This is a genomic window from Burkholderia thailandensis E264, assembly GCF_000012365.1.
Taxonomy (GTDB): domain Bacteria; phylum Pseudomonadota; class Gammaproteobacteria; order Burkholderiales; family Burkholderiaceae; genus Burkholderia; species Burkholderia thailandensis.
This window is the reverse complement of record NC_007651.1, coordinates 1,662,498-1,683,398: the sequence shown is the minus strand read 5'-3', so window position 1 is coordinate 1,683,398 and position 20,901 is coordinate 1,662,498. Positions and strand designations below refer to the sequence as shown.

At 62.1% G+C, this 20,901-nt stretch carries 18 protein-coding genes; 2 read left to right on the top strand and 16 right to left on the bottom strand.

Going from position 1 to position 20,901, the window contains the following annotated elements:
- The first annotated feature begins 26 nt into the window (after nucleotides 1-26).
- The gene (locus BTH_RS19770) at nucleotides 27-1,133 is read left to right on the top strand and encodes an MraY family glycosyltransferase (protein WP_009904229.1); all 1,107 of its coding nucleotides are present in this window, start codon (nucleotides 27-29) and stop codon (nucleotides 1,131-1,133) included.
- 210 nt (nucleotides 1,134-1,343) lie between these two features.
- Here the strand turns inward: BTH_RS19770 and BTH_RS19765 are convergent, their stop codons facing one another.
- From BTH_RS19765 to rfbB, 15 genes are all read right to left on the bottom strand, one after another.
- Entirely contained in the window at nucleotides 1,344-3,251 is a 1,908-nt protein-coding gene (locus tag BTH_RS19765; protein ID WP_009889602.1) for a nucleoside-diphosphate sugar epimerase/dehydratase, read from the bottom strand.
- A 7-nt stretch (nucleotides 3,252-3,258) separates the two neighbouring features.
- Nucleotides 3,259-4,269, bottom strand: a complete 1,011-nt coding sequence (locus BTH_RS19760; RefSeq protein ID WP_009889601.1) for an MraY family glycosyltransferase — start codon at nucleotides 4,267-4,269, stop codon at nucleotides 3,259-3,261.
- On the bottom strand, nucleotides 4,257-5,249 hold the full coding sequence (locus BTH_RS19755) for a UDP-glucose 4-epimerase family protein (protein WP_009889600.1): 993 nt from the start codon (nucleotides 5,247-5,249) through the stop codon (nucleotides 4,257-4,259). Before BTH_RS19755 ends, BTH_RS19760 begins: the two co-directional genes overlap by 13 nt.
- The gene (locus BTH_RS19750; RefSeq protein WP_009889599.1) at nucleotides 5,246-6,076 is read right to left on the bottom strand and encodes a glycosyltransferase family 2 protein; all 831 of its coding nucleotides are present in this window, start codon (nucleotides 6,074-6,076) and stop codon (nucleotides 5,246-5,248) included. The genes BTH_RS19755 and BTH_RS19750 overlap by 4 nt, the downstream gene beginning before the upstream one ends.
- Before the next feature lie 72 nt (nucleotides 6,077-6,148).
- On the bottom strand, nucleotides 6,149-7,990 hold the full coding sequence (locus BTH_RS19745) for a glycosyltransferase family 2 protein (protein WP_009889598.1): 1,842 nt from the start codon (nucleotides 7,988-7,990) through the stop codon (nucleotides 6,149-6,151).
- A gap of 51 nt (nucleotides 7,991-8,041) precedes the next feature.
- On the bottom strand, nucleotides 8,042-9,766 hold the full coding sequence (locus BTH_RS19740; protein ID WP_009889597.1) for a methyltransferase domain-containing protein: 1,725 nt from the start codon (nucleotides 9,764-9,766) through the stop codon (nucleotides 8,042-8,044).
- A 3-nt stretch (nucleotides 9,767-9,769) separates the two neighbouring features.
- Complete coding sequence (locus BTH_RS19735) at nucleotides 9,770-10,693, bottom strand: glycosyltransferase family 2 protein (RefSeq protein ID WP_011402078.1); 924 nt, start codon at nucleotides 10,691-10,693, stop codon at nucleotides 9,770-9,772.
- Nucleotides 10,694-10,713: 20 nt separating this feature from the next.
- Nucleotides 10,714-11,805, bottom strand: a complete 1,092-nt coding sequence (gene wbiB, locus BTH_RS19730) for a dTDP-L-rhamnose 4-epimerase (protein ID WP_009889595.1) — start codon at nucleotides 11,803-11,805, stop codon at nucleotides 10,714-10,716.
- Entirely contained in the window at nucleotides 11,805-13,043 is a 1,239-nt protein-coding gene (locus tag BTH_RS19725) for an acyltransferase family protein (RefSeq protein WP_009889594.1), read from the bottom strand. The genes wbiB and BTH_RS19725 overlap by 1 nt, the downstream gene beginning before the upstream one ends.
- A complete protein-coding gene (locus BTH_RS19720; RefSeq protein WP_011402077.1) occupies nucleotides 13,040-14,449 on the bottom strand; it encodes an ABC transporter ATP-binding protein in 1,410 nt (469 codons plus the stop codon). The genes BTH_RS19725 and BTH_RS19720 overlap by 4 nt, the downstream gene beginning before the upstream one ends.
- Complete coding sequence (locus tag BTH_RS19715) at nucleotides 14,439-15,272, bottom strand: ABC transporter permease (RefSeq protein ID WP_009889588.1); 834 nt, start codon at nucleotides 15,270-15,272, stop codon at nucleotides 14,439-14,441. The genes BTH_RS19720 and BTH_RS19715 overlap by 11 nt, the downstream gene beginning before the upstream one ends.
- A gap of 28 nt (nucleotides 15,273-15,300) precedes the next feature.
- A complete protein-coding gene (gene rfbD / locus BTH_RS19710; protein ID WP_009889586.1) occupies nucleotides 15,301-16,197 on the bottom strand; it encodes a dTDP-4-dehydrorhamnose reductase in 897 nt (298 codons plus the stop codon).
- The gene (rfbC, locus tag BTH_RS19705) at nucleotides 16,194-16,745 is read right to left on the bottom strand and encodes a dTDP-4-dehydrorhamnose 3,5-epimerase (RefSeq protein WP_009889585.1); all 552 of its coding nucleotides are present in this window, start codon (nucleotides 16,743-16,745) and stop codon (nucleotides 16,194-16,196) included. The genes rfbD and rfbC overlap by 4 nt, the downstream gene beginning before the upstream one ends.
- Entirely contained in the window at nucleotides 16,730-17,623 is an 894-nt protein-coding gene (gene rfbA / locus BTH_RS19700; RefSeq protein WP_009889584.1) for a glucose-1-phosphate thymidylyltransferase RfbA, read from the bottom strand. The genes rfbC and rfbA overlap by 16 nt, the downstream gene beginning before the upstream one ends.
- 11 nt (nucleotides 17,624-17,634) lie before the next feature.
- Nucleotides 17,635-18,696: a dTDP-glucose 4,6-dehydratase gene (gene rfbB / locus BTH_RS19695; protein ID WP_009889583.1), complete on the bottom strand. Its 1,062-nt coding sequence runs from the start codon at nucleotides 18,694-18,696 to the stop codon at nucleotides 17,635-17,637.
- A gap of 376 nt (nucleotides 18,697-19,072) precedes the next feature.
- Between rfbB and BTH_RS19690 the strand changes: the two genes are divergently transcribed.
- The gene (locus BTH_RS19690) at nucleotides 19,073-19,921 is read left to right on the top strand and encodes a symmetrical bis(5'-nucleosyl)-tetraphosphatase (protein WP_009889582.1); all 849 of its coding nucleotides are present in this window, start codon (nucleotides 19,073-19,075) and stop codon (nucleotides 19,919-19,921) included.
- 98 nt (nucleotides 19,922-20,019) lie between these two features.
- Here BTH_RS19690 and BTH_RS19685 read toward each other — a convergent pair whose 3' ends face one another.
- Nucleotides 20,020-20,889, bottom strand: a complete 870-nt coding sequence (locus BTH_RS19685) for a lysophospholipid acyltransferase family protein (protein WP_009889579.1) — start codon at nucleotides 20,887-20,889, stop codon at nucleotides 20,020-20,022.
- Nucleotides 20,890-20,901: the final 12 nt, after the last annotated feature.

Here is a 20,901-nt window from a genome sequence, read left to right as displayed (position 1 = left end):
CCGCTGTCCAATTTCCGGGCACACCCATGCTCAGCTTCGCCGTCGGCTTCATCGTCTCGCTTCTCGTCACGCTGCTCATCGTCCGCTATGCGCACCTGCACGAGAAATTCTCGATCGACAACGACCTTGCCGGCGTGCAGAAATTCCATGCGCGGCCGGTGCCGCGCGTGGGCGGCATCGGCATCCTGATCGGGCTCGTCGTCGCGACAGCGCTGCTGTCGCGACGATACCCGGCGATCGCGGGCGGCATCCTCGGGCTCGCCGCGTGCGGGCTGCCCGCCTTCGCGTCCGGGCTGATCGAGGACCTGACGAAGAAGGTGACGCCCGCGGCGCGGCTCGTGTGCACGATGGCGGCCGCAGCGCTCGCGTTCGCGCTGATGGGCATCGCGATCACGCGCATCAGCGTGCCGCCCCTCGATTTCCTGCTCGGCTACACGGCGATCTCTGCCGCGGTCACGGTGCTCGCCGTCGCCGCGCTCGCGAACGCGGTCAACATCATCGACGGCTTCAACGGGCTCGCTTCGATGGTCGCGTTCATGATGTTCGCATCGCTCGCGTACGTCGCGTTCCAGGTCGGCGACCCGGTCGTGATGTCCGGCTCGATCGTGATGATGGGCGCGATCATGGGCTTCTTCATCTGGAACTTCCCGGCGGGCCTGATCTTCCTCGGCGACGGCGGCGCGTACTTCATCGGCTTCATGCTCGCCGAGCTCGCGATCTCGCTCGTGATGCGGCACCGCGAAGTGTCCGCGTGGTATCCGGTGCTGCTGTTCATGTACCCGATCTTCGAGACCTGCTTCTCGATCTACCGGAAGAAGTTCGTTCGCGGGATGTCGCCGGGCATCCCGGACGGCGTGCACCTGCACATGCTCGTCTACAAGCGGCTGATGCGCTGGGCGGTCGGCACGCGCGCCGCCCATGAGCTGACGCGCCGGAATTCGCTGACGTCGCCGTATCTGTGGCTGCTCTGCCTCATCGCGGTGATTCCCGCCACGCTCTTCTGGCAGCACACGATTCATCTGTTCGCGTTCGTGATCGTGTTCGCGCTCACTTACGTGTGGCTCTATGTGAGCATCGTCCGGTTCAAGTCGCCGAGATGGATGGTCATTCGCAAGCAGCAGCCGAAGCGGTAACGCGGCGGCGGCGTGGCGGCGGGCAACAAAAAAGCGCGAATCGGTCTTCGATTCGCGCTTTTTGTTGGACTTCGCGCTTGCCTGCGGGCAGGCCGCTTCGACCTGCCGAAGCCCTCGGCCTTGCCGCCGCCCGGGCGGCGGACGTGCGGGCCGACTTCGACAGCATCCCGGCCGGAACCGTCTCGCCTTCCTTGTGCCTTCCTTGTAGCGTCAGGCGTCGCGACCGAGGCCGGCGACCAGCCCGCTGCCGGTCGGCACGCTCTGCAGCGTCGGGCCGACGGCGGGTTGATACTCGGGCACCCAGCGCCGCAGATCGCGCCGCACTTCGTCATCGCTCAGCACTCGGTGCTGCATCAGCCACGGCAGCAGTTCGTCGAGCAGATGATCCGGCACCTCGCGCGCACGCGCCGTGCGCAGCTTCGGATGCGGCGTGCGGGTTGTCGTCTCGTCGTCGGCGAGCAGTTCCTCGTAGAGCTTCTCGCCCGGACGCAGCCCGCTGAACTCGATGCGGATGTGGTCCTCGGTAAAGCCGTAAAGGCGGATCAGGTCGCGCGCGAGATCGACGATCTTCACCGGCTCGCCCATGTCGAGAATGAAGATCTCGCCGCCCTGCCCCATGCTCGACGCCTGCAGCACGAGCTGCGACGCCTCGGGAATCGTCATGAAGAAGCGCGTGATCTCCGGATGCGTGACCGTCACCGGGCCGCCCTTCGCGATCTGCTGCTGGAACTTCGGAATCACGCTGCCCGCGCTGCCTAGCACGTTGCCGAAGCGCACCGTCTCGAACTGCGTGCGCGCGCTCGTCTGCTGCAGCGCCTGACACGCCATCTCGGCCAAGCGCTTGCTCGCGCCCATCACGTTCGTCGGGTTCACGGCCTTGTCGGTCGAGATCAGCACGAAATGCCGGACGTCGTGGCGAATCGCCGCGCGCGCGACGCGATAGGTGCCGAGCACGTTGTTGCGCAACGCCTGCCACGCGTTGAGCTCCTCCATCAGCGGCACGTGCTTGTACGCGGCCGCATGGAACACGATGTGCGGCGCGTAGCGCGACATCACCTGGTCGAGCAGCAGCGAATCCTTCGCATCGCCGATGATCGGCACGACGGGCAGATCGGGGAAGCGCTCGCGCAACTCTTCCGTGAGACGGTACATCGCATATTCGGACAGGTCGAACGCGATCAGTTGCGCGGGCTGGAACTTCAGGATCTGGCGGCACAGCTCCGAGCCGATCGAGCCGCCTGCGCCCGTCACCATCACGACGCGGCCGCGCAACAGCGCTTCGACGTGCGGCGTGTCGATCGTCACGGCCTCGCGGCCGAGCAGGTCTTCGAGGTCGATCTGGCGGATCTGCGACAGGATGCCTTGGCCGGGCATCAATGCGGTCAGCGACGGCAGCACCATCGCCTTGACGCCGGCGCGCACGCAGAGGGTGGCGACGCGGCGTTGCGTCTCGACCGATGCGGATGGAATCGCGATGATCGCGTATTCGGCTTTTGCTGCCTCGGCCCAGTGCGCGACTTCGCTGATGGGGCCAAGGACTTTGTAGCCGTAGACTTCACGGCCGTGTTTTGCGGGATCGTCGTCGAGCAAACCGGCAAGGCGCCATTCGCCGGAACGAGACAGCTCACGGGCGAGACTCGCGCCGGCGTTGCCCGCGCCGAGAATCAGCACCGGCTTGCCCTGCCCGATCAAGCCGCCGTATAGATAGAACTCCTTCGTCGCCCGATAGAGCGCCCGCGCGCCGCCCATCGCGAGAAACAGCAGCATCGGCGACAGGACAAGCACCGAACGGGGAATGATCGGAACCGGCTGTAGCATTACCGCGCCGATCATTACGATCAGGCTGCCGCCCACCACGGCCTTCGAGATGCGCAGCAGATCCGGCAGGCTCGCGAATACCCAGAGGCCGCGGTACAAGCCGAAAACATGAAACAGCAGACCGTACAACGGAACCACCCATACGAGCGCGACGAAGGCGCCGCTCAGGAATTGGGGCGGTATTACACCGTTGAATCGAACCACGTATGCGATCAACCATGCGCATACGACCGCCATCAAGTCGAACAGGAAGGCGCCCAGGGAAAGCCATGAAGCCTTGGGGCGAAACGTTCGCGTCATATTGCGTTTATTTTGATGTGAGTATTTGGAAGCGGCTCCAGCGAACGTCGATGGCTGCCCCAATGAGAAATAGAATCAATCCCCAAATGGCGATGCTCATCCACTGGATCGCGGGAGAACTCGTCAACACTGAAAGCGACACAACGGCGCCAACCAGCATGATTGCGTACCAATACAGTGCTGTCCGCGCGTGCCCGACGCCTAAACGCACCATGCGCTGATAATAATGCTCACGGTGCGCTTGCCAGAACTTTTCGCCTCGTAACAAACGTCGCAATAGTGTTACAGATGCATCGACAATAAAAGGGGCAAAAACCACGAGTGGGAACCACAGCGGCCAGACCTCGTGGCGCCATCCCCAATAGCCGAACGTGCCAGCCAGAAAACCAAGCGAAATCGAGCCCGCGTCGCCCAGGAAAAGCTTGGCCGGATGAAAATTGAGGAGCAGAAATCCCGCTGCCGCACCGGCAATCGCGGCGCATGCCCAACCCAATCCGATGGACGGATGAGGTCCTGCGAGCGCTGCAAACGCATAGCCACCGAAACCGAAGAAAGCCATACCACCAGCAAGGCCGTCCGCCCCGTCCATGAAGTTGTACAGGTTGATCAACCATGCAAGCGCCACCACGAATACCGGGACCCAGAACCACGCCAGGCCGCTCGAATACGCAACGACCACCGCGACGGATGCAATGATGTGGGCGGCGAATCGGACCCGTGCCGGCAATCCGCGACGGTCATCGACGTGAGAGACGATCGCGAGAAACAGCATCGCCACGGCAATCCCCCACAGATAGGGCGCCGCGAGCCCGATCGCAAGTGCACCGACGGGTACGATGCCCCATCCGCCCATACGCGGCGTCGGCTTGGTATGCATCGAGCGATCGTTCGGCACGTCGGTCGCAAGCCGCCATGCCCACCCGCTCGCAAGCAGCCATCTGAGAATCAGCGCGGAGGCGATCGCGGCGGCCGAGGCAAACGCAACGGCCCATGTGATGGTCGAATTCAACTGGAACATCGTGTGTCTTCCAACGACTGGCATCGATCAAGCGACTGGAACCAACGAGTCGTTTCCGCAAGCCCTTCTTCGCGCGAGTATGGCGGCCGCCAGCCGAGCACCGCGCGAATGTGCGCCGTGTCGAGTCGCAAATCGTTCGTCAAACGATCTATCTGCGCAGTACGCCCCGTCATCGCCCCCACAACGCGTAGCAACGGTTCGGGTATAGGCAACAAACGTGCTGACCGCCCGAGATGGCGCGCGATGTCATTCACCAACTCGGCGATGGTTGGCGCGCCATCGTCCGCGACATGGAAGCACCCTTGCATGGCGGCCGGCTCGATTGCGCAATGCATCACCGCGTCGGCGAGATTGTCGACATACACCATACTCCGGCGCGCTCGCACGGCCCCCAGCGGCAACGGCACCCCTTGCGCGACCGCACGCATCAGACTCAGGAAATTGGCGCGAACTTCGGGACCATACACGAGCGGCGGCCGAATGATGACCGTATCGAAGCTCGCCCCGTCGCGCAGCTGCTCGAGCGCGCGTTCGGCTTCGAGCTTCGAGCGTCCGTAAGCGTCCTGAGGCGCCGGTATCGAATCCTCGCGCAGCGGCGCGCCGCCGTCGGCTTCAGCAATCGCCTTGATACTGCTCAAGAACACAAATCGCCGTGCGCCTTGCTGCCGGGCGGCTCGAGCAACGCGCAGCGTCGCCGCAACGTTCGATGTGCGAAACGCCGTGTCAGGATCGAGTACGCGGTCCCGCATCACATGGACGCGTGCGGCAAGATGCACTACGACGTCCGCCTGGAGGCTCGAAGGCCAACGATCGGCGACGCCGACGAAGTCATCGGCCTCGTGCACCCACTCCGATACGCCGTCGATGCAGCCTCCCCTGCGACGCACCAGCCCCGTCACTTCGTGCCCGGCCGCGAGCAGTACACGACAGAGCGCGCGCCCGACGAAACCGTTCGCCCCGGTAACGACGATCCTGCTCATAGCCACTTCCAGCCGAAGCGGTTGAAGAAACGGAATGCCGACGTCGCGAACAAGCGAACATGGCGCATTCCCTTGCGGGCGGCACCGCCACCGTAGTGGCGAATCATGATCGCAGGCACATAGGCGACTCGCGCGACGTCATGCGTACGCAAGCTCAGGTCGTAGTCCTCGAAATACAGGAAGTAGCGCGAATCGAACCCGCCCAACGCCTTCAACACGTCCGTTCGAAACAGCATGAAGCAACCGCTGACGATTTCCGGCTCCCAAACGACGTCGGTCGCGTTGACCACATCCCGCATCTCGTAGCGTGCCAGCCGCCGAGAAAACAGGCCTCGGATGCCGGCAGGCATGAATCCCCGCACAAAAAGGTCAAACAATGCCGGATAACGCCTGCACAAGTACTGCGTATGCCCGCGCTCGTCGTCCACATGCGGCGTGACGAGACCAACGTCCGGATGAGCGTCAAAAAAATCGATCGCCGCCACGAGCGCATTTTCGTCCAGATCGACATCGGAGTTCAAGATCAGGTGGTAGCGGCTCGCAGCTCGCTGGACGGCATAGTTGTGGCCGCGTCCGTAACCCACATTGCCGTGACCGCCGATGAAGATGCATTCGATGCCGCGCGAACGCATCTCGCCAAACAGCGGCAACGAAACCGGCGCGCCGCCGTTATCGACGAGGTAGAGGACCGTGCGCGCGCCCGGCCGGCTCACCTCGAGCCTCTCCAATGCGACAAGCAGACTGGAAAGTGTCTGCATCAGCAGTCGCACGTCCGGCTTGTAGACGACGATCGATACGGTCAGTAATTTCGGTTCGAAATGAGGCACCCGCGGACAACCCTGTAGAACGGAGGATATTGCTTGTTGTGAGCGGACGGACCGGCGCCCCCCCGCCCAGCATCAGGAGCGCGGAGACATCCGGCGATACAGCGCTCTCACGCGCCGGCGCCACCCAGCCTGGCTCGACAACAAAGCCCGCATGAACGGCACTTGCACGAGCAGCTTTCGCGCGGTCTGCCTCGAGACGTGAACGATAGCATGCCGGCGGGCCTGTTCCTCCGCCATGGCGGCGACGTCGAACGGACTCAGCGTCACCCGCATCGTCCGCTGTCGCTCCAGTGCGACGACATAGGCGTCATGGAGTCGGGCCTGGCGCTCGACGGCGACCTTGGCTGCCATCGGAACCCGGTAGCGGGATGTGACCCGCATGAAAGAACAAAAGTCGGTCGCGCAGGAATAGCGAACCCATAGCACCCAGTCCTCAAGTTGATCCAAGTCCTCGTCGAATCCGCCGAATTCTTCATACAAGCTTCGATGGAACAGGACCGCTTGAATCGGAGCTAAATTCTCCTGCCACATTGCCAAGCGCGAATACGGTCGATACTTGAGCGATGCCGGCCCTTCGCGATATATCGCTTCCCCTTGCGTCAGCCGCACAAATTCGGTCGGTATCTCGTGCGACGCGCCATAGACCGCTCGGTTCGCACCACTTCCCGCAACCTGCATCATTGCTTCAACGTGGTCGGCGTAGAACTGGTCGTCGTCGTCGAGAAACCCGAGCCATTCTCCGGCTGCGAGCGAAAGACCGAGATTGCCTGCGGCACTCCTGCCAACGGGCACGCCCGTCGCCTGGTAGCGAATGTCGAGGCGACTAGCGAACTCCTGCTCGATCATGGCGCGACTCTCCGGCTCGCCGTCTTCGACGACGATGACTTCGACGCGCGGATAAGTTTGATGCGACAGCGACATCAACGCCTCTCGCAACAATGCCGGTCGGCGGTGCGTTCGCACGATGATCGAAACGAGCGGCACAGTGCTCGCATCGAGTTCCTCGACGGCAAAGGCAAAAAAAGCGCCATCGCGCCGATCGCCATATCCCCAAAAACGAAAGTCAGGACGGAATCCACCTGTGCGATACCGCGCACCCGTGCGCCTGAAGTACGCGGCGCTTCGAAGATAACGCACCAGCATCGTCAGATGCTTGCGTCGCGCATGCGGGAAGCGCGCCGGTCTCGCGAGCTCGGCGACCCAGCAGCCGAGGCCGCGTGCGATATCGGCCCAGGACCCGAACCTCGTGCGCAATTGCAACGACGCGAGCACGCCGCCCGTAATCTGGAGCGGCTTGGCCTCCATTGGTTTCGCATACGTCCGGTGCACAACGGCCGCTTGCGGCACATACCGTAATGTCCAGCCCACCGCACGCAAACGCCACGACAGGTCGACATCTTCCCCGTACATGAAGATACGCGGCTCGAAACCGCTCACCTGCTCAAGCGCCGCTCGCCGGAACACGACGGCGGCGCCTGTCACCCAGTCCGTTCCTAGCGAAACGGGATCGTACAGTTTCGGATGCTCATACGGCAGTTGCCGCAACTCCCATGCGCCAACGTCGCCGGCCGACGCGTCTATCGCCTTCCGCAACGCCGCGACTGCATTCGAATGCAGTCGCGCATCCGGGTTCAAGACAAAGAAGAACGGGGCGTCGCCCATTTCGAACGTCGCATTGTGCGCAAGGCCGAAGCCCACGTTCTGCGGGGAATGCGAAATCGAGACGTCGAACGGATACCGCGGCCGATCGTGCACGAACCGATCCCACCGCTCGGCGTCGGCGGGATCGTTGTTGCGCAACCATACCCGGACCACAGTATCCGGGCATGCTACTTGAGCGGCGAGGCTGTCGAGAAGACCGGCGAGGGTTTCCTCCGTCTCTCGATACACCACGACGGATATATCAAACCGCATCTCTATTCCTGCCTTCGTGACACACGACACGCACCCGCCGGCATCGACGAATTACCCCAAGCGCCGAACGATTCTCCGAGCGACGATCTTCGAATTGTCGTAGGTCATCCGCACCATCCGGTACAGACGAGGATGCCTGATAAAGAACCGGCGCAACGCATCGAGCTTTGCCGCGCCCTGCAGCACGGCAATATCGTGCTCGAGCTTCTTAATCCAGTTGCGCTGATCGACAATGAGCTTGATCGTGCCTGGGGGAAACACGTGATACTCGGCGTTGTGCTTCGCTACGATCCTTTCGTAATCGCGCCGCCATTCGTCCTGCGAATGGATCGAAAAGGACGATTCGCCGGAACGCCACTTTCGGTAGATACCGGTAATTTCCGGGCTGCTCTCGACGCCACAGACGAAGGCTGTGCGCATTTCGAAGTCCCAGTCCTCCGCCGTATCCAGCTCTTCGTCGAACCGGATGCCCAACTCTTGAAAAGCCGCTCGCGGAAACGCGAGCGATACAGGCGGCGAATAATTTTGTGATAGATGCTCGAAAAGGTCGAAGTGCGACGGGTACGGCGTCGTGATCGCCGAAACGGTCCGATAGCCGAGCGCCCCGTCCGGCCGCACGCCCGTCGACACGATGTCTTGCTCGGCGGCCGTCGCGCGCAGCACACAGCCAGCCGCCTTCTCGCTCATCTTCTTGAACGTCTCGACCCAGTGCGCGAAGACCAACTCATCGTCGTCCAGAATCGCGACGTAATGCCCTCTCGCGGCGGCGAAACCGTCATTCAGCGGCGCGGTGCGGCCACCCCGATCACAACGAAGCACACGCGCACGATTGCGAATCGACTCGGGCAAATCTTCGACGATCCGCCTGACGGCATAGTACGGATCGCCGTCCACTTTGTGCGTCACGACGAGGATTTCGAAGTCCTGACAAGTCTGTGCGGTGAGGCAAAGCAGGACATCGCGCAGATTGCCAAGCCGCTTGGCTTGCGTACGCGTGACGATTGACAGAAACGGCCGTGCCTCTTTCGGATCGGCGAGCAGAGGAACGTCATGACGCGCGCCCGGCAAGTAAGCCCGCACCAATTCGTTCACTGTCCCGAAAGCATCCGAAGCGCGACGGATCTGCTGCAGATAGCGTGACGCCGCCGTGTTTCCCGTCAACAGCGGATGAGCCGGAGGGAACGCCTGATCGCTGGATTCGAGCTCATAGTCGCGCGCCCCCACTTCGTGCCAGCCGGCACGCTTGGCCATCGCCGCCAGCAGGCGATCGGTATGGTGAATGACGTGCGTATGATCGAGAAGGCCGACCTCCGTATAATCCCAATGCCCGGCAAGCAGCTTTGCGCCGAGATCGCGATGCCCGCCGTTCGGCACGCTGATCACAAGCAGAATCGAACGCTGTTCGGCAAACTCCCGCAGACGGTCGAGCAATGCCGGCCCATTTGTAATGTGCTCCAGCGTATCGATAATTGAAATCGACACCACATTGCGGCCGTTGACGGCGGCGGCAATCTCCGCGAACACGTCGTCCAGACGGTGCAAGTCAATTCGCTTCGCCTCGAAGCCTCGCGATTGCAAATCCCGCAGCGAATCCTCGTCGGCATCGAAACCGATGTACGTGAGCCCGAGGTCGCGAACGGGTTCCGCGATCGCGCCGTATCCGCAGCCGATGTCGAGATGCACGCCATCTCGCGCGCCGAATTCCGTGATCAGCTCGACGACATTGCTGTACACCGAATACTCGTGATAGTGGAACTGATAAGTTGCAGAATTCATAGTTTAGAAGCGGTGTTTCGCGTAGAAGCCATCGACGAATTGAGCCACGCGATGCCCGGGATCGATCTGGGCTGGCAGTTTCCCGGCATCCTTGAGATCCCGATACTTCCTGGCGGCCTTTTTTTCGACCTCGCTGCCGTGGGCGAGGAGCTGGCGCTCGATACGATCGGCCAACGCGCTATTCGAGTACTTGTGCGCGAGGATGAGCGCGGCCTCCGCCGAATAATATTCCTCGGCTCCACCGACAATCCATTTGCCCGCCGTCGAAAGGCGTTTGTCGTGAAACAGCGCCGCCGACGGCTGAAACACCACCTTGTAACCGGCAAGACGCACTCGCCACGAAAAATCCACGTCGTCGCAGTACAGGAAGAATGCGTCCGAATCAAAGCCGTTGACTTCCTTTGCGACCGCTGACGAAACGAGGGCGCAAGCGGTCGCCGCCCAGCTCGTCTCGCCCGTGACCGGATCGTAATCCTTCGGGTGCTCGATCGGCACCTGCCTCGCCTCGACGATGCCCACCCCTGGCTTGCGCATCGGCCGCACCAGTTCGCCGAAGATATTGGGCGCCACCACCGTGTCCGGATTCAGGATCAACACGAGATCGGTCTGCAAATCGGCGAGCAGGCGATTCTGTCCGGCGGCTGATCCGAGATTCGCGTCGAAGAACGTGTACTGAATCCGCGTAACGCCTTGCGGACGCAGTTTGGCGCTGCGCGCCTCGATCTCTTCAGGCGTAAAGACGGGTTCCGGCGAGCAATCTCCCAACGCGATTTCCACCGATGACAAAGCACCGGACGCAATCGCCAGATCGGCGGCACGACCGATGCTCTCGAGAGCCGTATCGATGTGCTGCTGACTGTTGTTATACAGGACCGACTGAATCCGCAAGGACGCGGGACCGATGATTGTCGTATCGTGCAGTGGCACTTGTAACCTCTGATGTATGACTAGTTCTTGCGATCAAGCTCTTGCGCGATCCAGGTCTGCAATTCGCCGATCCCGCGTTCGAGCGACCACTGCGGCTTCCATCCGAGATTCGCCAACGATTCGCTCAGATCGCACGCCGCGTGGCGCACATCTCCGTCGCGGAATGCGCCGTTGACCTGCGGCTCGGGAGCACCGTAATGCGCCGCGATGATTCGAGCCATGTCGAGAATGCTCGTCGCTTGCCCGGAGCCGATATCGAAAAGGGAGAGCGCTTCCGGCTCGCGCGCCAACGTCGCGACAATGGCGTCGGCAACATCGTCGATGCTGACGAAATCGCGCGTCACATTGCCGTCTTCGTAGAGCGGAATCACCTTCTTTTCTCGAGCAAGCCGAGAGAAAAGCGCGACGATGCCGGTATAGGAGTTGGTCAACGATTGACCGGGGCCATAAACGTTCTGCAGACGCAAAATCGATAGCGGCGTTTTCGTCGCGAGCGACCATGCACGAAGTACGTGTTCCTGCGCAAGCTTCGTCGCCCCATAGACGCTCGTCGGCCGCGGCTCGGTACGGTCCGCGCGCGAAGGCAGCATCGTCATCCCCGGGAAATCCCATTGCGCGGCCTCGAGTTGGGCACGCCCGCGTTGGCCGGGATAGACGATCGTGCCATCTGCCTTCTGCCATGCGCCTTCGCCATAGACTGCTCGGCTGCTCGTCAGCAGGATGTGCTCGACCGCGATGCCATGCTTGACGATCGCGTCCGTCAGCCGCGTGGTGCCGACGACGTTGACGAGTGCATGCCGGCTCGCTTCCGTCAACGATTGGCCAGTGCCCGTTTCGGCGGCCAGATGTATGATGATTTCCGGTTGGAAATCGCTCAGCAGCGCATCCCATGCACCGGCGTCCGTGACGTCGGCAACGACGAGTTCCGCTTTCTCGTGAAGCGCGACAGGACGAACCGCGTTCGCATGGATCTGCGGATGCAAGTTGTCCATTACGACGTAGCGGCTTGCACGCGCTGCGAGTCGCTCCGATATCGCGCAGCCGATAAAGCCAGCCCCACCGGTCACGAGGATCTTCTTCCCGTCAACCAAGCTTGCATTCACGTCGCTCATCACACTCCCTCTTTCTTCATAGTCAATCTAGCCAAACAGTACTTCCATCCTTGTCCGGGCCCCCAATCCTTCAACGCCAGTGCGCGTTTCTCGATCAGATGCCAACTGAACCATGCGCAGATGAAGGTAAAGAACACCGAGGCGGCAAGATAAAAAACAAAACCGTACTTGTATGCCCCCACGTATGCCAAGACCTGCTGAACGAGGAAACCGAACACGTAGATCCCATACGAGTAGTCGTTCCGGGAGCCGATCCGGCGCGCCCAGCGCGGCAGACGGCAAGCAAGCCAGAGGATCGCGTATACCATCGCCGGATAGCCAAGCAGCAGATATCCGCCCTTGAACAATGAAATCAGATAAATGACGACAGCAAACGCTCCCAGCTTGTCCGAAATCGGCAGACTCTTCGAGTACGCCGCGGCACTCGATCCGATCAGGAAAATCGTCCCGTATTGGACGAGATGGCGATCTCCAGCCCACGGGACGAGTTGAGCGGAGAATGCCGGATTGATGGTCTGGACCGCGAGGACTAACCACGAGACAACCGTTACAGCAAGCAACACCCGGCGGTGCTCCGTAAGAAGTCCGAACACCGCAAAAAGGCCAACCAACACATAGCATTTCGCCTCGTATATCAACGTCCAAATCGAGCCGTTGAACACGCTCTCCGAAATCGAACGCCCATAGGGCGTGGTGTCCCGCAGCAGATCGTTGATTCCGTACTGTCCGATCGTGAGCCGCCAGTTGTTCACGATATAGCCCAGCGGACCACCAAGTGCCGCATTCCAATATCCATGCAGCGTTCCGGCCTGCACATAGTGAATGATCGGCCCGACACCGAGCGCGGTGACGATCAGCACCGCCCAGTACGCCGGGAAGATCCGCACACATCGGCGCCACGCAAACTGCAACGCATCCGCTCGCATGCCGCTCTTCGCGATGAGGAATCCGCTGATCGCGAAGAAGCCGGAAACGCAGATGCCGCCCATCGAATCCTGATTGAGCGTCAGGCGCCACATCGGGTCGGCACCGAAGCCCCCAAGTGGAAACGCATGGTCCCAAAGCACCATCGTCGCGAACAGCAGACGAAGCAACCCGAAGCCGTTATCGTGGGTCGAGAGCCGGTCAGCGGGATTCGCAAGCGTCGACCGATCCGCGACGCGGGTGGGCTGTGCCCCCCCCAGCACGTCGGCCGTATTGAATCGCTCAGGCACGGTGACAGGTATTTCAGATTTCATTGCGCCGCCCCAATCTCGCTCAGCGTATCCCGCTCAAGCACGATTTCATGCATTGGAATACCTATTAACCCCGTACTAACACTCGTCGAATGCGACTTCAACAGCACCGCATCGTGCAGCCATTGGTGGATCACATGGTCGCTTTGCGATCCGTCGGCAACGGCGACCGTCACCGAATAATCACCCACCGGCAGAACCGGCATCCTGAACCCGAATCGAACCGAAAAGCTCTCGCCCGCCGCTACAGCGAACGGTTCGTTGAGCGTCGTGAGATACGTGTTGTCGCCGAACAGATTTTGCCCGAGCCGATCCCGGACAATGAACCCGACAATGGCGCGCTGCAGGTTCTGCAACGCCTTGACGGCAATACGGATACAGACGATCTCGCCTCCCACTACCCAGTTCAGCGACGCTCCCGTGCCGTCCTCGATGCCGACGTGCTCGATCGATGCGCCGCCAAGACCGAAATTCTTCGCGTCCGCAGTGAACTGGAACAACTCCACGTCGTTTCGCAGCTTCGACGCATTGACGAGCAGTGCGCGCTGATCGCGCATATCGCCTTCGGCTATCGCGCGCACGACGCTGCTGCGCTCAGGCGCGTGAGCGCTTCGTCCCGATGCGCGATGCTGCTCTTCATAGAAAGCCTCGAGATACGAATCGCAAACGTCCTTTGCCGGACCGATTTCGCGAACACGCCCCTTGTCGAGCCATACGACGCGGGTACAGAGATTGACGACCGCGTTCGTATCGTGGCTGACAAATAGAACGGTGCCCCGCTCCATGAATGCGCGTAGGAAACGCATGCATTTTTGGGTGAAGAATGCGTCCCCGACGGCCAACGCTTCATCGATCACGAGCACGTCGGCGTCGACGTGCGCAATGACTGCAAAAGCAAGCCGCACGTACATGCCGCTCGAATAGGTCTTGACCGGTTGATCCACGAAGTCGCCGATATCCGCAAAAGCGAAGATAGCGTCGAGCCGCTCTTCGATCTGGGCTTTCGAGAGCCCGAGCAACGCCGCATTCATGAATACGTTCTCGCGGCCAGTGAACTCCGGATTGAAGCCTGCTCCGAGTTCGAGCAGCGCGGCAACGCGCCCATTGATCGCGACCCGGCCACCCGACGGCGTGAGCGTCCCGCAGATAATCTGCAGCAACGTCGACTTTCCCGAGCCGTTGCGGCCGATGATTCCGATCGTCTCGCCCTTTTGCACGTGAAACGACACATGCTGCAGCGCATGAAACTCGCTCGCACCTTCCGTTCCGAGCAAACGAGCAGGAACCAACTTCGCGAGTCCGCCGATGCGATGTCGAACTGCGGCCTTCAGGCGGTCGGCCGGTTTGGCAAATACGCGAAAGTGCTTGCTGACGTCTTGGACGCTGATTGCCGGTAATTCAGAGGACATCGGCAAACCCCTTGCGCATCAACTGAAAATACTTGAAGCCCGCGCATGCGACGACCACGCCCCCGAGGAGCGCGAGACCGAGCGGATGGAAATCCGGCACTCTGCCTTCGAGCAGTATCCCGCGTGACTGCTCGATGAACAGCGTCAGCGGATTGAGCTCCAGCCAGAAACGATACTTTTCCGGCAACGCAGATGCCGGATAAAACACCGGAGACAGGAACATCAGCACCATCGTGAACAAGCCCGTAATCTGCCCAACATCCCTCACGAACACGCCCGTGGCAGCAAGAAACCAGGCCACGCCAAGCGACATCAGCATCAATGGCAACAGAACGATCGGCAAAAACAACGCACTTGCGAAAATGAAATGCTTGAACAGGGCAAAACCCAACAGCAGTACAGCCAGACTGACGAGGGTATGAAAGAAGGCGGACAGAAGCGCGACGATAGGCAGTATTTCCAGCGGAAACACGATCTTCTTCACATAGCTCGGATTATTCAGAATCAGACTCGGCGCTCGATTGACACATTCGGCGAACAACCCGTGAATCGTCATACCGACGAACAGCATCATCGCAAATTGCGCACGCCCGTGATCTTCTGCTCCGCCTCCCCATCTCGACTTGAAGACAAAGGAAAAAACGAACGAATACACCGCAAGCATCAGCAGCGGATTGAAGAAGGACCAAGCCAAGCCGAACACGGACCCGCGATAGCGGCCGACGACTTCCCGCTTCGTCATCTGCCAGATGAGCGAAGCGTTCCGCGCGACCGAGCTTACGAGATCGCGCGGAGCAGAGGTAAAGACACTAATTATCGACATCGCGTGAAGCCGGGTTGCTTCTCTTATCTCATTGGGAAAGCAGATCTCTGACGCACAGCCCTACTGCATACCGCCAGTCAGGCAGTTCGATACCGAACCGCTCTTTCAGAGCCTCGTTCGACAGCACCGAATTTGCCGGGCGCCGTGCCGGCACGGGATAGGCACTCGTCGGAATCGGCACGATCCGGCTGACGGCGAGCGGCGCCGCCCCCGGAACCGCTCGCCACGATGCGACAATGGCGTCCGCGAAACCGTGCCATGAAGTCTGCCCCGCGGATGTCATGTGATAGACACCGGACGTAAACGCACCTGCCGCGCGTTCACGCATCGCAGTCGCGAGCGCGTGAGCCGTCCCGTCGGCAATCGATCGCGCCCAGGTCGGCGCGCCGAACTGATCGGCCACGATCTTCATCTCTTCACGCTCCTTGGCAAGACGAAGCATCGTTCGCAGAAAATTCTTGCCGCGTGCGGCGAACACCCACGTGGTGCGAAACGTCAGCCAATCGCCGCCCGTCTCCGCAACGGCCAACTCTCCCAGCAACTTGCTGGCGCCGTAAGCATTGACGGGACACGTCGGATCCGTCTCGATGTATGGCGACGATTTGGTGCCGTCAAAAACGTAGTCCGTCGAATAGTGAACGAACAAGCCGCCGACACGCTTCGTCGCAGCGGCCAGCACGCCTACCGCCTCACCGTTGACCACCTTAGCTGCAGCGCCATCGGATTCGGCGGCATCGACCGCCGTATAGGCCGCCGCATTGACGACGACATCCGGCTTCGCATCCTCAACGATTCGTGCAAGCGTCTCGGGGCGGCCGAGGTCGGCCTCGTCACGCGCCAGCGGGACAACTTGCCCCAATACCGCCAGACTCCGAGCCAGTTCCCAACCCACCTGGCCGTTTGCCCCCGTCACCAAAATCTTCATGCATAGACCTCGGCTTCGCTCAGCGTCTTGCCTGCCGCATCCTTCGCGGCAACAAGCGGCTCCCGATCAATCGGCCATTCGATACCGATTTGCTCGTCGCTCCAAAGGATGCTGCGCTCGAACTCCGGATACCAATAGTCGGTCGTCTTGTACAGAAAATCCGCCGATTCGCTCAGTACAACGAAGCCATGCGCGAAGCCCGCCGGCACCCAAAGCTGCCGCTTGTTCTCCGCAGAGAGCCGTACGCCGACCCACTTGCCGAAATTGGGCGAACTCCTGCGGACGTCGACCGCAACGTCGAACACTTCGCCGTCGACTACACGCACGAGTTTCCCTTGCGCGTGCTGAATTTGATAGTGCAGACCGCGAAGCACGCCGCGGGCGGATCGGGAATGATTGTCCTGAACGAATTCGACGCCCGGCTCGACGAGTTCCGAAAATTCCCGAGCATTGAAACTCTCGAAAAAGAACCCGCGAGCGTCGCCGAACACCTTCGGCTCGATGATCTTGACTTCCGGTAAAGCGGTAGCAGTTACTTGGATGGCCATGCGACTTGGTCCGTGAGAATGTTTTTCAGATACTGGCCATAGCCGTTCTTCGACAAAGGCTGTGCGAGCTTGAGCAGTTGCTCTTGATCGATCCACTGCCGCCGGTACGCGATCTCCTCCGGGCACGCGACGACGAGCCCCTGGCGCTTCTGCAGCGTCGCGATGAACGTCGCCGCCTCGATCAGCGAATCGTGCGTGCCGGTATCGAGCCAAGCGTAGCCGCGGCCCATGATCTCGACGTCGAGCGAGCCCGCTGCGAGATAACGGGAATTCACGTCCGTGATCTCCAGCTCGCCGCGCGGCGACGGCTTGATGTCCGCCGCGATGTCGCACACCTGGTTGTCGTAGAAGTACAGCCCCGTCACCGCGTAGTTCGAGCGCGGCTTCGCGGGCTTCTCCTCGATCGACAGCGCACGGAATTCGCGGTCGAACTCGACGACGCCGTAGCGCTCCGGATCGTGCACGTGATACGCGAACACCGTCGCGCCCGCCTGCCGCGCCGACGCCCGCTCGAGCTGCTTCGCGAGATCGTGGCCGTAGAAGATGTTGTCGCCGAGAATCAGCGTCGACGGATCGTTGCCGACGAATTCCCGGCCGATGATGAACGCCTGCGCAAGCCCGTCCGGCGACGGCTGCACCGCGTAGCGGATGCTCATCCCCCATTGACTGCCGTCGCCCAGCATCGTCTCGAAGCGCGGCGTGTCCTGCGGCGTCGAGATGATCAGCACGTCGCGAATGCCCGCCACCATCAGCGTCGACAGCGGGTAGTAGATCATCGGCTTGTCGTAGACCGGCAGCAATTGCTTCGACACGGCATGCGTGATCGGATACAGCCGCGTGCCGGAGCCGCCGGCGAGAATAATGCCCTTGCGCGCCATCGATTCAGCCTTTACGCGCGTTGCGCGTAGTTCGTTTCGACCCACTTGCGATAATCGCCCGATGCCACCTCGTCGACCCACTCCTGGCTGTCGAGATACCAGCGCACGGTCTTCGCGAGGCCGGTCTCGAACGTCTCGGCCGGCTTCCAGCCGAGCTCGCGCTCGAGCTTGCGCGCGTCGATCGCATAGCGGCGATCGTGGCCGGGACGATCGGTCACATACGTGATCTGATCGCGGTACGAGCCGGCCGCCTTCGGCCGCGCTTCGTCGAGCAGATCGCACAGCGTGTGCACGACGTCGAGGTTCTTCTTCTCGTTCCAGCCGCCGACGTTGTACGTCTCGCCCGGCACGCCGCGCGCGAGCACCTCGCGAATCGCGCTGCAGTGATCGCCGACGTACAGCCAGTCGCGCACGTTCTGGCCGTCGCCGTAAACGGGCAGCGGCTTGCCGCCGAGCGCGTTTGCAATCATCAGCGGAATCAGCTTCTCGGGGAACTGATACGGGCCGTAGTTGTTCGAGCAGTTCGTCGTGAGCGTGGGCAGCCCGTACGTGTGGTGATACGCGCGCACGAGATGGTCGGAGCCCGCCTTCGTCGCCGAGTACGGGCTGTTCGGCGCGTACGGCGTGGTCTCGGAGAACTGCGGATCGGCGGGCGACAGCGAGCCGAACACCTCGTCCGTCGACACGTGCAGGAAGCGGAACGCCGCCTTCGCGTCGGCGTCGAGCGCGCTCCAGTATTGGCGCGCGGCTTCGAGCAGCGTGAAGGTGCCGACGACGTTCGTCTGCACGAAATCGGCCGGACCGTGAATCGACCGGTCCACATGGCTCTCGGCGGCAAAGTGCAGGATCGCGCGCGGCTTGTACTGCGCCAACAGCGCGTCGATTGCGGCGCGGTCGCAGATGTCTACGCGCGCGAACACGTGCTTCGGATTCCCCTGCAACGACTTCAACGTGCCGAGGTTGCCCGCGTACGTCAGCTTGTCGACGTTCAGCACCGCCTCGTCGGATTGAGCCAGCCAGTCAAGCACGAAGTTGGCGCCGATGAAACCGGCGCCGCCCGTTACCAAGATCATGGAATTCCTTTGCTGAAATTGGGAGTCGGTCAAACAACCGGCGTGATGCGGCATGGCCGGCATGGTCGGGAGAATGCCGTTGGTCGCTCGAATGTCACCGCCGGTTGCGGCCGCGTGGCTCGATCGAACCATGCGCCCAAGTCGGCAGTGCACAGCGACTGCCCCACAAGGCCGCAATTATACGGGCAAGGAAGTGAAAAAACATCCCTCTAACATCTTGAAACAGCTCGTGAAGTTTGCTATCGATCCACCGTTTTCGAGAACGTTTCTACTACAGAGACCGATGCCGGATCGAATTTTATCCATCGCCGATCCGCTCGGATCGATGTGGTTTCTTGTGATACCGTGAACTCGGTTTCGTCACGAATGCAAAGGAATGACAAATTTCTCCAGCAGCCCGCCGATCGCTTTCGGCGACCTCCAAGGCTGCCACGCCGCGTATCGGCAGCTCTTCGCCCAGCTCTCGCCGGCGGCCGACACCCCGCTCTGGTTCGCGGGCGACCTCGTCAACCGGGGCCCCGCGTCGCTCGCGACGCTGCGCGAGATCGTCGGGCTCGGCGAACGCGCGGTCGCCGTGCTCGGCAATCACGATCTGCACCTGCTCGCGGTCGCGGCCGGGATTCGCACACTGAAGCCGGGCGACACGATCGGCGAGATCCTCGACGCGCCCGACGCCGACGATCTGATCGAGTGGGTGCGCCACCGGCCGTTCGCGCACTTCGAGCGCGGCATGCTGATGGTGCACGCGGGCCTGCTGCCGCAATGGGACGCGGCGCTCGCGCTCGAGCTCGCCGACGAATTGCAGCGCGCGCTGCGCGCGCCGAACTGGCGCGACACGTTGCGCGGCCTGTACGGCAACGACCCCAATTGCTGGAGCCCTGATCTGAAGAAAGCGGACCGGCTGAGGGTCGCGTTCAACGCGTTCACGCGCATTCGCTTCTGCACGCCGGAAGGCGCAATGGAATTTCGGGCGAACGGCGGTCCGGCGTCCGCGCCTGCCGGCTACCTGCCGTGGTTCGACGCGCCCAGCCGAAAAACCGCTGACGTGACGGTCGTGTTCGGTCACTGGGCCGCGTTGGGGCTGATGCTGCGCGAGAACCTGGTCGCGCTGGATTCGGGATGCGTATGGGGCAATCGGCTGTCGGCCGTGCGGCTCGCCGACGATCCGGCCGCGCGCGAAGTCGCGCAGGTCGCATGCGAGCGCTGCGGGGCGGCGGAAGAATAGCCGCGCGGGCGGGTGCGCCCGACACATGCCTGCCTCGCCCGCATCCGCCCGCACGCGTTTGAAGTGCGCGCCGGCCGACGTGTCGGCGTGCGCCGCAACTACCCTTCGCGGCGCGAAATCGCGTCGACGCCGACTTCGGGCTCGCCCACGGCTTCGGGTTCGCCCGCCGGCGCCTCGGGCGTCGAGTACGCGACGGCCGCGAGCCGCGCGAGATCCGCGTCGAGCGGGCGCTCGACGTTCCGCTGCATGTGCGCGAGCGCATCCGCAACCGCGGCGCGCGCGCGCGCGGCCATCTCGCGCCGGTCACCCGTCGCGGCGATCGGCTCGCCTACATACAGGTGCGCGGTGAGCGGCCCGTTCGCCAATACCATGTCGAGCGACTTGCCGAGCGGCAGATCGCCGACATAGGCGGGCGCGACCGACTGTCGCCCGCGCGCGTCCTCGTACATCAGGCAGATCGGCTGCACCGAGCAGCCCGCCGACACCACCGCCTGGAACATGTTCGAATGAAACGGCAGCAGCCCGAGGCCGTCGGATGTCGTGCCCTCCGGAAACACGCACATCAGCTCGCCGTTGCCGAGACGCTCGGACAGCTCGTGCATGATCCGCTTCGCCTCGCTGCGCTTCTCGCGCTGGATGAACACGGTGCCGAGGCGCTCCGCCAGCCAGCCGACGACGGGCCACGCGCGCACCTCGGCCTTCGACACGAACGGCGTCGGCCGCCACGCGTTGATCACGTAGATGTCGAGCCACGACACGTGATTGCCGACAACGAGCGCGCGTGCATCGAGCCGCGCCGCATCGTTGTGCACGACGAGTCGCATCCCGCAGAGCTGCAGCATCTTCAACGTCCAGCGCCGCGTGATCTCCTGGCGGCGCTCGGGCGCCACACGCTCGAAGAGCAGCGCGACAAGCGCCATCCCGCGCAGCAGATGCAGGACGAGGCGCGCCTTGCGTAGGGCTCTCATGATTCGGCTCTC

Bases quoted from the DNA above. Each gene is read 5' to 3' on its own strand.
- BTH_RS19770 (WP_009904229.1), top strand. From the start codon at position 27: ATGCTCAGCTTCGCCGTCGGCTTCATCGTCTCGCTTCTCGTCACGCTG.
- BTH_RS19765 (WP_009889602.1), bottom strand. From the start codon at position 3,251: ATGACGCGAACGTTTCGCCCCAAGGCTTCATGGCTTTCCCTGGGCGCC.
- BTH_RS19760 (WP_009889601.1), bottom strand. From the start codon at position 4,269: ATGTTCCAGTTGAATTCGACCATCACATGGGCCGTTGCGTTTGCCTCG.
- BTH_RS19755 (WP_009889600.1), bottom strand. From the start codon at position 5,249: ATGAGCAGGATCGTCGTTACCGGGGCGAACGGTTTCGTCGGGCGCGCG.
- BTH_RS19745 (WP_009889598.1), bottom strand. From the start codon at position 7,990: ATGCGGTTTGATATATCCGTCGTGGTGTATCGAGAGACGGAGGAAACC.
- BTH_RS19740 (WP_009889597.1), bottom strand. From the start codon at position 9,766: ATGAATTCTGCAACTTATCAGTTCCACTATCACGAGTATTCGGTGTAC.
- wbiB (WP_009889595.1), bottom strand. From the start codon at position 11,805: ATGAGCGACGTGAATGCAAGCTTGGTTGACGGGAAGAAGATCCTCGTG.
- BTH_RS19725 (WP_009889594.1), bottom strand. From the start codon at position 13,043: ATGAAATCTGAAATACCTGTCACCGTGCCTGAGCGATTCAATACGGCC.
- BTH_RS19720 (WP_011402077.1), bottom strand. From the start codon at position 14,449: ATGTCCTCTGAATTACCGGCAATCAGCGTCCAAGACGTCAGCAAGCAC.
- BTH_RS19715 (WP_009889588.1), bottom strand. From the start codon at position 15,272: ATGTCGATAATTAGTGTCTTTACCTCTGCTCCGCGCGATCTCGTAAGC.
- rfbD (WP_009889586.1), bottom strand. From the start codon at position 16,197: ATGAAGATTTTGGTGACGGGGGCAAACGGCCAGGTGGGTTGGGAACTG.
- rfbC (WP_009889585.1), bottom strand. From the start codon at position 16,745: ATGGCCATCCAAGTAACTGCTACCGCTTTACCGGAAGTCAAGATCATC.
- rfbA (WP_009889584.1), bottom strand. From the start codon at position 17,623: ATGGCGCGCAAGGGCATTATTCTCGCCGGCGGCTCCGGCACGCGGCTG.
- rfbB (WP_009889583.1), bottom strand. From the start codon at position 18,696: ATGATCTTGGTAACGGGCGGCGCCGGTTTCATCGGCGCCAACTTCGTG.
- BTH_RS19690 (WP_009889582.1), top strand. From the start codon at position 19,073: ATGACAAATTTCTCCAGCAGCCCGCCGATCGCTTTCGGCGACCTCCAA.
- BTH_RS19685 (WP_009889579.1), bottom strand. From the start codon at position 20,889: ATGAGAGCCCTACGCAAGGCGCGCCTCGTCCTGCATCTGCTGCGCGGG.